7 protein-coding genes are annotated in these 14,566 nt (G+C 43.4%); 4 read left to right on the top strand and 3 right to left on the bottom strand.

Going from position 1 to position 14,566, the window contains the following annotated elements:
* Positions 1–32: 32 nt before the first annotated feature.
* Entirely contained in the window at positions 33–965 is a 933-nt protein-coding gene (locus tag NBH14_RS01305; RefSeq protein WP_186961281.1) for an aldo/keto reductase, read from the bottom strand.
* A gap of 212 nt (positions 966–1,177) precedes the next feature.
* On the opposite strand from NBH14_RS01305, the gene NBH14_RS01300 reads away from it, so the two are divergent.
* Complete coding sequence (locus NBH14_RS01300) at positions 1,178–2,218, top strand: LacI family DNA-binding transcriptional regulator (RefSeq protein ID WP_046145674.1); 1,041 nt, start codon at positions 1,178–1,180, stop codon at positions 2,216–2,218.
* Here the strand turns inward: NBH14_RS01300 and NBH14_RS01295 are convergent.
* On the bottom strand, positions 2,184–6,176 hold the full coding sequence (locus NBH14_RS01295; protein WP_186961282.1) for a two-component regulator propeller domain-containing protein: 3,993 nt from the start codon (positions 6,174–6,176) through the stop codon (positions 2,184–2,186). The genes NBH14_RS01300 and NBH14_RS01295 overlap by 35 nt on opposite strands.
* A 216-nt stretch (positions 6,177–6,392) precedes the next feature.
* On the opposite strand from NBH14_RS01295, the gene NBH14_RS01290 reads away from it, so the two are divergent.
* Positions 6,393–7,832, top strand: a complete 1,440-nt coding sequence (locus NBH14_RS01290) for an MFS transporter (protein ID WP_186961283.1) — start codon at positions 6,393–6,395, stop codon at positions 7,830–7,832.
* Between the two features lie 9 nt (positions 7,833–7,841).
* Here the strand turns inward: NBH14_RS01290 and NBH14_RS01285 are convergent, their stop codons facing one another.
* Complete coding sequence (locus tag NBH14_RS01285; protein WP_186961284.1) at positions 7,842–8,987, bottom strand: DUF6051 family protein; 1,146 nt, start codon at positions 8,985–8,987, stop codon at positions 7,842–7,844.
* A 180-nt stretch (positions 8,988–9,167) separates the two neighbouring features.
* Between NBH14_RS01285 and NBH14_RS01280 the strand changes: the two genes are divergently transcribed.
* Together NBH14_RS01280 and NBH14_RS01275 are read left to right on the top strand one after the other, a co-directional pair.
* On the top strand, positions 9,168–10,010 hold the full coding sequence (locus NBH14_RS01280) for a LytR/AlgR family response regulator transcription factor (protein ID WP_128135199.1): 843 nt from the start codon (positions 9,168–9,170) through the stop codon (positions 10,008–10,010).
* Positions 10,011–10,540: 530 nt separating this feature from the next.
* Entirely contained in the window at positions 10,541–14,464 is a 3,924-nt protein-coding gene (locus tag NBH14_RS01275) for a hybrid sensor histidine kinase/response regulator transcription factor (RefSeq protein WP_250817071.1), read from the top strand.
* The last annotated feature ends 102 nt before the right edge of the window (positions 14,465–14,566 follow it).

Genomic DNA, 14,566 nt, shown 5'->3' with positions numbered 1-14,566 from the left:
ATATTTTCTTTAAAGGTTATTTCTTTTCCGGTTTAAGAATTGGACCAGCTGACCCGTTTCTGGTCGCCGATGATTTCCTGTACTTCGCGCACCAGCTCCCAGTCGATGGGTTCTTCTATGTATTGGATATTCTTCCTGACATTTTCCGGATTGGCGGAACTGAATAGGGTGGTCGCTATCCGCGGACTGCTTACGGAATATTGCATGGCCAGCTTTTCTATCGGATAACCTTTTGAAGCGCAATGTTGTACTGCTTTCCGGCAGGCTTCTACCAATGCCGCCGGCGCCGGATGCCAGTCTGGAGCGCCCCGTTGTGACAGCAATCCCATCGAAAGGGGAGAAGCGTTGATGATGCCAATCTGTTTCGATTCGAAATAGTCGAAATAATCAGCCAGCTTATCGTCGTTCAGGCAGTAGTGGCAGAAATTGAGGACGGTTTCGACCGTACCTTCGGGCACACGGTCGATTACCCATTGCAGGTTTTCCAGTTGCAGGTCGGTGATGCCGACATGTTTTACAATCCCTTTGTCCCGTAATTCGACCAATGCCGGCAATGTCTCGTTCACCACCTGGTTGAGGTCGGCAAATTCGATGTCGTGAACGTTAATCAGGTCTATGTAGTCCAAGTGCAGGCGTTTCATACTTTCGTAAACGCTTTCGGTGGCCCGCCGGGCAGAATAATCCCAGGTGTTCATGCCGTCTTTACCGTAACGGCCTACTTTAGTCGACAGCAGGAAATGGTCGCGCGGAATATCTTTCAGCGCTTTTCCTAATACTGTCTCCGCCTTGTAATGCCCATAATAAGGGGAAACGTCGATAAAGTTCATCCCATTTTCAATGGCAGTGAATACAGCTTTGATACTTTCCGCTTCACGGGTTTCGTGAAATACGCTTCCCAGAGAGGAAGCTCCAAAACTTAGTACGGGAACTTTCATCCCGGTTTTTCCGCAATATGAGTACTTCATGGTTTAAATAGATTGAGTTTGCAATAGTCCAAAAGTATAGCTTTTATGTATTGATTATAACCGCTTTGTGCATAAAAATCTACGCAAAGGTTTGCGTGGCATGTCCTGTCGGATATAAACGGCTCGATGTCGGTATACATGTATCTATCTCGGAGGTAATGCTTGTATCTGCCGGAAAAAATATATATTTGTCGGACCTAATCGGATTTGTGATGCCTAAGAAAAGACACATATCATTGAAAGACCTGGCGAAGGAGCTGGGTGTTTCCGTTTCTACCGTATCCCGTGCGTTGAACGACAGTTACGAGATTGGTCCCGAGATGAGGGAACGTGTGAAGGCGCTCGCCGAGGAATGGAATTACCGTCCGAACCCGTTTGCTCTTAGTTTGTTAAAGAATACGCCCCGTATTATCGGTATTATCGTGCCGGATATTGTTACGCATTTCTATTCGTCCATAATCAGCGGTATCAATGATGTGGCGCGCAAGAACGGGTATTCGGTCATCATCACTTCTTCGTATGAGCAATATGAGCAGGAGCAACATTGTGTGGAAGACCTGGTGAATATGCGGGTGGAGGGTATGCTGGCCTGCCTTTCGCAGGAAACGACCGATTATGCCCATTTCCTTTCATTGGAAGATATGGATATCCCGCTGGTCTTTTTCGACCGTGTCTGCCTCACGAATGCGATTCCTTCGGTGGTGGCCGACAATCAGGAATCGGCAAGGGTGGCTACCAGCCATTTATTAGAATCCGGTTCGAAGCGGGTGGCCTTTTTGGGTGGTTCCGACCATTTGGCTATTGTGCGGCAACGTCGGGACGGGTATATAGAAGCTTTGAAAGAACATGGCTTGCCTGTTGAAGAAGAACTGGTCGTTTGTAAGAAAATGACTTATGAGGAAGGACGTGAAGGATGCCGGCAATTGCTTTCATTGCCGGAACCGCCTGATGCAATCCTGGCAATGAATGACACATTGGCTTTTGCCGCCATGAAAGAAATCAAGAAACATCATCTCCGCATACCGGCCGATATCGCCCTGATCGGTTATACCGACGAACTTCATTCCAACTACGTGGAACCGGCATTGACCGCCGTTACCCATCAGACCTATAAGATGGGAGAGGAATGTTGCAACCTGCTTCTCAAGCAAATCAAGAAACGTGAGAAACCACGGCAGATTGTCGTTCCCACCCATTTATCGATACGGGAGACTTCGGTTAAGAAGCCTGGTTCTGTTTCTCGAAATCCTTAGGCGTTACCCCGAACTGTTTCAGGAATATCTTGCTGAAATAAGAGGGGGAGTTTATTCCTACCAGATAACATATTTCGCCAATCCGGTGTTTGCCGTCCAGAATCAGTTCTGCCGCTTTCTTCAGACGGATGAGGCGGATGAAGTCGTTCGGCGACAGGCCGGAGAGGACTTTTATCTTGCGTAACAGGCTGGAACGGCTCAGGAAGAGTATCTCTGCCAGTTTCTCCACACCGAAGTTTTCATCGGTGATATTTTCATGGATGATGGCTATAATCTTGTCCATAAATTCCTTGTCAGCCTTGTTCATCTGCATGTTGTTGACCGGGAAGAACGGGCGTTTGGAGAAAGCCTCGCGTTCTTTCTGGCGGTTGTTCAGCAGGGAGAATATCTGTGTTGTCAGGTAATTGAAAGAGAAAGGTTTCTCCACGTATGCTTCCGCACCCAGGCGCAGACCGTTGATTTTGCTGTCGAGGTCGTTCTTGGCGGTCAGGAAGATGACGGGGATATGGCTCAGTTCGATATCGGCTTTCATCTCTTTACACAGTTCGAGGCCGTTCATCACAGGCATCATGATGTCGCTGACGACAATATCGATATGATGATTGCGCAGGATTTCCAAAGCCGCTTTTCCGTCGGGGGCCGTCTCCGTAACAAACATCTCTTGCAGTTTCTCTGCCAGGAACGAACGCATGGTATCGTTATCTTCTACCAACAGGAGTGTATAGTTGCGGCCTTCCGCATTGACGGTTGTCCCTTCTTCGGGAAATATGAATTCTTCCTGGATAACGGAGTTTTCCTGTTGCCGCACTTTCTCCTGGGCAAGAGGCAGGGACAGGACAAACGAATTGTTGCTATCTTCGGTATCCAGCCAGAGTTTGCCGGAATGAAGCATGGCCAGCGAACGTGCCAGTGGTAAGCCGATACCGGCGCCTGTCGTTGCCCCTTCTTTCTTATTGATTTGATAAAAAGGTTCGAATATCTGTTGGCTGAGTTCGGTAGGTATCCGGTTTCCGTCGCTGGTGACGCGGATACTGAAGGTGGTCTCTTCATGCCTCAGTTCGATACAAATGGTATGGGCCGAATATTTGAGTGCATTGTTCAACAGGTTGCTCAATATCTTGGTAACGGCTTCGCGGTCGATAGCAGCTGTGATTTCTTCTTCGGGAATATCGACCGATAATTTCTTATCCTGTTGGACGATGGTCGGTTCGAAGCGCAGGATGGTATCTTTCAGCAGTGTCGTAACATTGGTCCAGGCAAAATCCATCTTGAATTTGTTGGCCCCGATTTTCCGGAAGTCGAGTAGCTGGCCGGTCAGTTCGAGCAGGCGCTTGGTGTTCTGGGCGATTACGGTCAGGTTACGCGTGATCTTGCTGTCCTGGATATTCATGTCGAGGATTGTTTCCAGCGGACCGTTGATCAGTGTCAGCGGCGTGCGCACTTCATGGGCTATCTCCGTAAAGAATTCTACCTTAGCCTCATAGAGTTCCTTTTCTTTTTCTATCTCGAAGAGTTTCTGTTTCTCTTCCATCTGCCGTTCCTTACGGCGTTTGTACCAGCGGAACCATCCGTATATCAGGCAGAGTATCAGGATCGCATAAACGGCATAAGCCCAGGAGGATAGCCACCAGGGAGGAAGGATGACGATACGGAGTGAAGTAACCGGCTGGTTATCGTCTTCAATCTCGGCTTTTACCAGGAGCGTATAGTTACCCGGGGGCAGTTTGGCATACGAAATATTCTGGTTATTACTGGTTTTTACCCAATCTTTGTCCAGCGGGTCCATTTTGTAGTAACATTCCTTGCTACGGGCAGATGAATAAGAGGGCAGTGCTATATCGAAACTGATATTCGACTGGTCGTACGGCAAGGTAATCCGGTCGGTATGCAGGATGCTCTTGCTCAACGGAGAGTTGGGGGTATGTACGGTTACTTCCTTATTATATATGCTGAACTTCGTGATATAGACCGGAGGAATGGAATCGGTCCGCTGGTCGTCATCCGGATTGAAAGCGATCAGTCCGTCGATCGTTCCAAAGTAGAATTTGCCGTTGCTTGCTTTGAGTCCCGAATTATAATTGAACTGGTTGCCGACTAAACCGTCGCGGGTAGTGAATACACGGATATCCCCGGTTTCCGGTTTGAACTTGACAAGTCCCTGGTTGGTCCCGAACCAGAAATAATGATTTTTATCTTCCAGTATTTTATAAGCTACGTCGTCAGGCAGGCCCTGTTCTTTGGAGAACGTGGTGAAGTTGTCATCCGCCTCGTTGTACCGGCAGATGCCACCCCGGTCGGTAGAGAACCATATCTGTCCTCTGCTGTCTTCCATGATGGAACTGACGGAGTTTGAACTCAGGCTGGCCAGGTCCTGAGTGTCATTGACATATTTTTTATAAGAATCATCTTCCGGATTGTATTTCCATACACCGCTCCCCATCGAGGCAAGCCATATCTGTCCTTTTTTATCTTCCAGCATACAAACGATCCAATCGAGACCGATCTCCGGTATCCGGGTAAAATCGAACGAGCCGGCTTCTGCCCTGGATAACCCCCAGGCATTTCCTACCCAAAGACGGCCCCGGCTATCGATCAACTGGGAATATACGCTTTCTTCATCAAGATTTAATTGCTGGTGATTGAGATGTTTGATCGAATGGTTGGATATATCTATGATATCGAGCCCGTATTTAAACAGACCGCAATATATTTTGCCGTCGTACATACTCATGGACTGGGTCATGAGATGGCTTTTCCTGTCGGATTCAGGATATTTGATCTGTGCCACTTCTCCGGTTGATGGATTCAGAATGTTGATTCCGTTATCTTCCGTCCCAACCCAGATATTGCCTTCGGGATCTTCCGCCAGTTCGCGGATGCGGCGGGTATTCAGCGAATTTTCCGAACTGGAAGGGACGAACCTTTCAAACAATAGTTTGTAATTCGGTAAATGGTTGACTCCGCCGAATTTGGTACCGAGCCAGATGCCTCCTTCCCTGTCTTTATAGATACAGAAAATAATATTGTCGGAAAGACTGTACGAATGCATCAGGTCTTCCTGGAGATGGGTTACTTTTTGGGATTGTTCGTCAACGATGAACAGTCCGGCATGCGTACAGACCCAAAGGTTATTCTGATCGTAACAGACCACGTCGCGTAAGATGGTGTGATGCACTCCCGGGGCGTTGACTGTTTGCAGGGTATTTGTCTTGGGATTGTACTTTTTCAGTTCTCCGTCATGGATGGCCAGTGCGATCCAATCGCCGTAATCGCACATAGAGAAGATATGGGCACCCATCAGGGTGTTGCCATCCTTGTCGGTATGATGCTGAAGAAAGGAGTCTGTTTGCGGATTGTAAAGGAAGAGTCCGACACCGGCTGTCCCGATCCAGACTTCCCCGTTTTCCCTCACGCAGATAGCTCCGGGGCTTTCCCGTTTGATATTATCTTTGTTGGTGATTGCATAATAATATAATTTCTCGTCTTTATAACGGAAGACGCCCTGGTCGGGGATCAGTATCCAGATATTACCGGAATGGTCGGAGGTGATTTTGGCAACCCAGTTACCCATTTGTTCCCCGTTTTCGGTTTTCTGGTCTATAAACGTGAACAGGTCGTATACAGGGTCATAGATATATACTCCCCGGTCTGTACCTACCCATAGTTTTCTGTTCTCGTCTTCAAAAAGGGCGGAGATATTGTGATTGCCTGTACCTGCAATATAATCATCGCAATTGATCGTTTGGATAGAAGTACCGTCATACCGGTTCAGTCCGTTTTTAGTGCCGAACCACATGAAACCGTAACTATCCTGTAGTATTACTTTTACCTGGCTTTCCGACAAACCGTCTGCACTCGAAATATGCGAAAAATAGTAATTGAACGACTTTCTGTTTGCTGCATATAGCTCGGACAGACAGATAATCATCAGGAGAAGATATAGTATAGATTTTCTCATAAAGACAGCCTGTAAATATGTTGTGTGTTTTCTTCATACAAAGATGATGAAAAAAAACGTAGAACCAAATTCTATACGGAATCATTTCTAAATAACCTCCGTTTTACTGTAACTTTCCGAATTAATGTAAATAATCGTGTATTCGCACACACGTTATGCTTTGTATTTAAAAAAATTGATATATATTTGCCGCAAATCATGAAAAACTATTAAGAAATGAGCGCATTAGGGAATGTCAATCAACAAATGACACGGTACAGGTGGGTAATCTGTGCGATGTTGTTTTTCGCAACAACGGTAAACTATCTAGACCGTCAGGTACTTTCACTTCTACAGCCGATGCTGGAAGAAGAATTTCACTGGACAGACAACGATTATGGAACAATCACTGCCATTTTCTCCTTGTTTTATGCAATTTCCATGTTATTTGCCGGAAGGTTTATCGACTGGATGGGAACCAGAAAAGGATATGCCTGGTCAATTGCTGTCTGGTCTGCAGGGGCGGCACTTCATGCATTGTGTGGTGTATTAACAGAAAAATGGGTCGGATTACCGGATGCAGATGCGTTGCGGGCTGTTGCTGCAGGAACAGACCTTGCGGCTACGATCAGTATGGTAAGTGTCACGTTCTTTATTATAGCACGTTGTGTGCTGGCTCTTGGTGAGGCTGGAAACTTCCCAGCTGCTATTAAAGCGACAGCAGAGTATTTCCCGAAAAAAGACCGCGCTTTTGCAACGGGTATTTTTAACTCTGGTGCTAATGTCGGGGCTATTGTGGCTCCATTGACTGTTCCTCTGATGGCTGAACTATGGGGGTGGGAAATGGCTTTTATTATTGTTGGTCTGATCGGCTTTATCTGGATGGGAATATGGTTGTTTATCTATAAACCAATCGCGGAGAACCCAAAGGTAAATGATGCGGAACGTGCTTATATTCAGCAGGATGATGCTGAATTGACTCTGGATGAAATTGAGCCTGAAAATGAATCGAAGCTTTCTTTCATTGAATGTCTGGGCTTTAAACAGACTTGGGCGTTTGCTTTTGGTAAGTTTATGACGGATGGCGTATGGTGGTTCTTTCTTTTCTGGACTCCGGCTTATCTGAAGATACAATATAATATGGAAGGAACCCAGATCGCATGGCCAATTGCTATACTTTATTCTATTACGGTGATCGGTTCCGTGTTTGGCGGTAAATTTCCGACTTACTTCATCAACCGGGGGATGAATCCGTATGCAGGGCGTATGCGAGCGATGTTGATCATTGCATTCTTCCCATTGGTCGTTTTATTCGCGCAGCCATTGGGTTATATCAGCTATTGGGTGCCTATCCTGCTGATCTCCGTCGGTGCTTCTGCTCATCAGGCTTGGAGTGCAAATATATTCTCTACAGTAGGCGATATGTTCCCCAAAAGTGCAATCGCTACGATTACCGGTATTGGCGGCATGGCAGGCGGTATCGGTTCGTTCTTTATTCAGAAGGGGGCCGGCATGCTATTTACATATAGTGGCGATACCAACATGCAGTTTATGGGTTTCGAAGGCAAACCGGCCGGTTATGCTATTGTCTTTATCTTTTGCGCTGTCGCTTACCTGATCGGCTGGATCGTGATGAAGATGCTGGTTCCAAAATACAAGGTGATCACATTAAATTAGTAGGGACTTTTACAAGAATGCGGCTGCCTGGCTGAATATATTATTGAAAGCCTGGTTTACAAGTGTCTGATCGGTTTTTGACCGGAACGGGAACGGTATCTGATGGGAATATTGGAAGGGAAAATCCATTTCTTCCAGTATCTTGTCAGAGGCCTTGCCCAGTGCTTTGATCACTCCGTTGGTTGGCATGACAATGTCTTTCTTCAGTGAGATAGCTTTGATGCGGTTGCAGGCTTTTTGGAAAAAGGACTCACGGTATTCCTGTAAGATATCAGGGCGAATCATGGCTTTGAACGCCTGTTCCAGAAAATCATTCTTAAAGGAAGTAGGCAGCGAACGTTCTTCCAGAAAATCGTGGCGGTAAAATCGTTGCAGGCTGTTGAATGCTTCCTGATCCATAATATCCCGTGCGTTTCCGTTCATCTGGCTGAAAATGGAACCGCCGCAGAACATGAACAGGCGGGTGTCGCTGAACATCTTTTCCGGATTACTCAATAACAAGACCTGTGACAACAAGGCTCCGATCGAATAAGCAAACAGGTTGATGGAAGTATCATCTTTGAATAAAGGATGTTTTCCACTCTTTATCTCATGTACCAATTGCCATAAGTTATAAACCGATTCGCGGCCGGACGCATAGAAACGCAACGGATTTCCTGACAGGCGGCTGCTTAATGTGACATTGGCAAAGGTCGAGTTTTCCAAGTTGTCTATTTCCTGTTTCCTCCTGTTCACCCAGGGTAAAACCATCCGTGGATTGCACCAGCTACCCGGTGTACGGTTCATATGGAATGCGATAGGGAAAAGGATGACCGGCTTTTCGGTTGAACCGGCCAGATATTCGGCCCAGGTCAGGTATTTTTCCCAGGTACGTTCGTTCAGTCCGTGCAACAGGATGATGGCTTTGTCGCGTTTCTCTTTACCCGAAGGGGCGAAGATCGTATAATTGAATGTTTTGTTTTCCTGAATATGGTCGTCCGTGACAGAGCAAAATTCAGTTGCAGCAAGTCCCTTCTGGAATTCGTTAATTTCGCTGGCACCTATCGTTTGTGTAAAGCGAAAGGGAATTATTTCCAGACGGCTCTCTTCCAGATGTGCCTTTTTATCGTACGAGAAAAGGCTGTTTAGTTGTTGTGTGCGAAGTGAGATATCCATAACAATCGATTTTTTGATGCAAACAAACATTATTAAAACAATCCTTGCAAATAAATGGTTCCGACGAACTCCGGCTGGGACATAAACCGGAATGGCGGGGTGAAATTTTTATATGCGGGGTGAATGTTTCGGGATTTACTAGTACATTTGTTCTCCAAATAGGAGGCAAAAGATATGGGAATGCTCGGTCATAAAATACCCGGTTATATTTATGAAAAGTCGAACATCGTTCGCCTGATCCTGCTGACAGCGTTTTTCGCTTTGGTATTTATCAATATATATAAGCCGTTCAGTTCGTCGAACTGGTATCGGGTTTCAGAGTTTAAGTTTTTTGTTTTTTCCAGTCTGATTATTCTTACCGGTGTGCTGGTGGTGGTGATCAGCCGGATTGTGATGTATTATTGGGGCAGGAAACATGCCATTTCCGTAGGTGCATATTCGGTGTGGATTATTCTGGAGATATTTTTCATGTCTTTGTTTTATACGATCTACACTTTGGTACTGAATCCGGAGCGGGAGTATTTAAGCGTTTTCAAAGAGTCGGCTATCAACACAAGCCTGGTTCTGTTATTACCCTATTCGGTCTTACATTTCTATTTTTCCTATCAGGAGAAAGAACGGCAGTTGAGATTGCTGGAAGAGGATCGGGCAGAGGCGGCAAACAAACTTACGGTTTTCTCTTTTTATGACGAAAAGCATGAATTGCGGTTGTCGGTGAAACGGACGAATCTTTTGTATATAGAATCGGCGGATAATTATGTGTGTATCTGGTATCTCAACAAGGGAGTACTGACAAAGTTCATGCTGCGTAACTCTTTGAAATCCATAGAAGAGAGTCTGGCCGAAACGAATGTGCTGCGTTGCCATCGTTCATATATGGTTAATTTCGACCAGGTAAAGGTGATACGCCGTGAAAAAGACGGCATTTATCTGGAACTGGGAGTCGAGAAAGTCCCGGATATTCCAATATCAAAAACATATAGTGAAAAAGTGACACATTGGTTTATGACATATTCGTCGTAAATTATAGGGATAAAGTCTGGTCTCAGTATTGTGTTACGTTTGTGCGGATAAGAACAATATTCGTGCGAAAATACACAGGTTTGCTATTGTGTGAATGGTTTTATCTGTCAGTAGGACAGTGTATTATAGATATGGCTGAATAATCCAGTTCTGTGGCTAAGTATAATATTCTTAACAACAACAATCGTGTTTATTACCGTAGCATATCGTATCTGGCTGATTTCACGGTTGAACCCGGCGGAAGTTATTAAATCAGAGTAAAGATTAACAATAAGTTTTCTCTTATAAGCGGAAGAGGATCCGCTGGAAATAGTGTAGTGTTTTTTGTCGAATGAAAGACTGAGCAATTGATATTGCAGTGAATAAAATATCTCTATCTTTGTATAATTCATAATGTAATTGTGAATAAGCGGGGATACAAGAAGACTCTTTTATTTAGTTTCGTAAATAAGATGAAAAAGCTACTGATATTGTTGTGTTTTTTATTCATTCACCAAGTTATTTATCCAGTTTATTTTAAGCATCTTGGTATGAGTGACGGATTATCGCAGGTCTCTGTTATGTCTATTTATCAGGACCAACTGGGACGGATGTGGTTCGGTACGCGTGAAGGGCTCAGTGTGTATGACGGAGAACGAATGCGGGTATACAAGGGATGGGAGAATCCGGACCAGGAGAGTTCTATAAATGTTTTGTTAGGACATGAATGTGACCATCTGGTCGGTAACCGGCAGGGAGATATTTTTTTCAGAACATGTGATTCTTTGGTGAGGTATGATATCCGGGAAGAAAAGTTCCATGTGATTGGGAAATATAAGGCAAAAACGGTTACGTCCTCAAATGGTGATATATGGACGGGATATGATGGCATGATTTGCCGTTATGATGAAAAAGGAGATAGTTTATTGCTTTATACAGAGGAAGATATACCGGATATTTCCAGTTTGCTGGTCTCTGGAAATAAAATTTGGGTTGGAACGTATGAAGGATTATATGTGATTGAAAAAGGAGAAAAAGCACGTTGTCTGGTTGACGGACCGGAATTTTACCGTTTATTTGAAAGTTCTTCAGGTGAAGTATGGGCCGGTTGCCGTACCGGAGGACTGTATAGGATAATGCCGGATGAGAAGGTCATTTGGTATTCGGATTCTAATGCGGAACCTTACCATATAGAAAGCAATCAGATACGGAGTTTTGCAGAGGATAGATTTGGGAACATCTGGTTCGGAACCTTTTTAGGATTACATAAATATAATCCGTATACAGATAAATTTACTGTGTACCGACAGGACCATCTACCGGGTAGTCTGTCTCATTCTTCCGTATTTTCTGTTTATATAGATACGCAGGCAACAATATGGGTAGGAACCTATTATGGAGGTGCGAACTATTTTAATCCAGAGAAGGAAATTTTTGCTCATTATACGGATAATCCTTTTCGGAAAGAATGTTTGAATTATTCTTTTGTCGGCCATTTGGCTGAGGATAAGAATGGTAATATCTGGATATGTACCGAAGGAGGCGGGTTGAACTTTATGGACCGTAAAACGCGTACATTCAAATATTTTACTGCGGGACCTTCTAATTCAGTCTTACAGAATAATCTGAAATGTATTGCGTATGACGAAAAACGGGATCAGTTATATATTGGTACGCATCATGGAGGACTGACCCGGTTTGATATAAAAACCGGTATTTTTCATAATTACCTGGATGATTATGAGGAAGAAGATGTGAAACCGGATGGTATTATCTTTCACACGATGATTCATAATGATAAGTTATATGTGAGTGCAATGAACGGGACTTTTGTTATGGATCTTGATACGGGTGAGTTTAAATGGCTATGTAGAAATGCACAGAATTTTACGATTGATAAGGAAGAAAATATATGGATTATGATCGGAACTTCCCTTATCAGGATTAAACTGACTGATACTGATAATCAGAAAAAATATTTTCTGCCTCAATACGGTATCCGATTTGAACCTAAACGGATTATTACGACCAATAACGGAGATATTTATTTCGTAGTTTTGGGAGGAGGTTTATACCGGTATGATAAGCCGTCCGACTCCTTTATTCATTACTCACAGGGAAGCGGGCATTTGTTAAGTAATTACTGTTATAATGTTGCGGAAACAAATTCGGGAGAATTACTGGTTACCAGTGATAAAGGTATTACTTTTTTGAATCCTTCCAATGAGAATACCCGGTTTGTGACATTGGGAGCAAATTTGCCTATCACTTCAATTGCGGATGGATGTGGTATTTTGGTTTGCAGGAATAATGAACTGTTTGTCGGAGGAAATGACGGGCTTGCCTCTTTCTTCCGGGAAGATTTGGATCAAAAGGAAAAGAATTATTCTTTATATTTCTCGGAGTTGTATATCCATAATAAAAGAATATATCCGGGGGCTGTTTCGGGGGGGATTTTGAAAGAGTCTTTTCCTTTTAATAAGTCGATTCACCTGAATAATAAACAAAACAATCTGATCATAAATTTTGCAACTACTAATTATATTGATATTCAGAAGAATAATGAATATCAATATAAACTGGTCGGTTTTGATGAAGATTGGGTATCCTCTTTTTCCTCCAGTATTTATTATACGAATCTGGATCCCGGGAAATATAAATTGTTGGTCCGTGAAAAGATTTTACCGCAGCACTTGATGAACCGACGTGAAATTTCTTTGAACATCCAGATTGCACAACCTTGGTATAATACGGCCTGGGCATGGATTCTGTATACCCTGACTACCATTATAATTGTTTATCTGACAATTCGTACGATAAATGCCAGGAGAAGATTAGCTCTTTCTCTTGAGAAAGAAAGAGAAGAGAAAGAGCGGAATGAAGAACTTAATCAGGCCAAATTACGTTTTTTTACTAACATCAGCCATGAGTTCCGCACTCCGCTGACGCTTATTTTCAGTCAGGTGGATATGTTGCTCCAGAGTTCATCACTTCCTCCTACCTTATATAATAGGATTGTTAAGATTAGTAAGAATGCTACCCGCATGAGGAATATGATTTCCGAATTGTTGGAATTCAGAAAACTCGAGCAGAATTATGTTTCGTTGCGTGTCTGTGAACAAAATCTGGTTCCTTTTTTGAAGGATATTTATCTTTCGTATTGTGAATTGGCTGCCCAACGAACGATTACCTTTAATCTTTATCATGAAGAAGATGATATTCTGCTGTGGTTTGATTCCAATCAACTGCAAAAGGTCTTTTATAATCTTTTGTCCAATGCTTTCAAATATACTAAACCGGGAGGTGTGGTAGATTTGTATATTTCTCCGGATGAGAATAATGTTCATATAAAAGTGATTGATACGGGTATCGGACTATCGTCTGGTGATGTGTCACGTATTTTTGACCGTTTTTATCAGGCGGAAAACGGGAAACAACTGTCTGAGGCCAATCCGGGAACCGGACTAGGGCTGGCATTGAGTAAGAACATTGTCAACCTTCATCATGGAGAGATTACGGTACAAAGCCAGTTGGGATATGGTACAATTTTTACGATCACTTTATTAAAAGGTAAAGCCCATTTTGAGAATGATGAAAATGCCATTCTTCTGGAAGTTCCGGAAGAGCCTATGATCAAACGGGGATCGTTGCCGGATTCCGTTTTACCGGAAGAATATAAAGAGATGGACACAACTTTTCCGGATCTGAAGGTCGGTTCTTATAAGATATTGATAGTGGAAGATAATGAGGAGTTGCTACAAATATTAAATACCTTGTTTACTCCTTTTTATCAGGTGATATTAGCTGGAAATGGAGAAGAAGGTTTACGAAAGACTATTGAGGAAAAACCGGATTTGGTGGTCAGTGATGTTATGATGCCTCTGATGAGTGGCATGGAAATGTGTATGAAAATTAAGAATAATATTGATCTTTGCCATATTCCTGTCGTTTTGTTGACAGCCCTCGATTCTGTTGAGTATAATATTGAAGGATTCCAGCAGGGAGCGGATGATTATGTGAGTAAGCCTTTCCATGCAAGAGTTTTACTGATGCGTTGTAATAATTTAATTCGTAATCGTTTATTGTTGAAATCCAGATTGACTCAGCAAGGTGATTTTGATGTACAGTTGCTGGCTTCTACTTCGCTGGACCAGAAATTACTGAATCGTATTGTAGAAATTATAGATGAACATATGGGTGACCAGGATTTCGATGTGAATATACTTGCCCGTGAATTGAATATGGGACGTAGTTCCTTTTTTGCAAAAATGAAAAATCTTACAGGTATGACGCCGAGTGAATTTATACAAAATCAGCGTATTAAACGTGCAGCGGTTCTGCTACAGGAACGGCCGGATATGTTGGTGAGTGAAATATCGGATCAACTGGGATTTGTTTCTACCATATATTTTAGTCGTTGTTTTAAGACAAAATTCGGGGTTTCGCCGGCTCAATTTCGGAAAAAAGAAAAGTGAAATAGCTAATCATTTATAATCAAATAGTTAAATCTTCTATTTGGACTGTGTGTATATAAAAAACGGACGCTATGTATAGGTCTTTTTTTGTGTATCCGGTTA

Source organism: Parabacteroides caecihominis, from assembly GCF_023656785.1.
Lineage (GTDB): Bacteria > Bacteroidota > Bacteroidia > Bacteroidales > Tannerellaceae > Parabacteroides > Parabacteroides segnis.
This window is presented reverse-complemented; position numbering and strand designations above follow the sequence as displayed.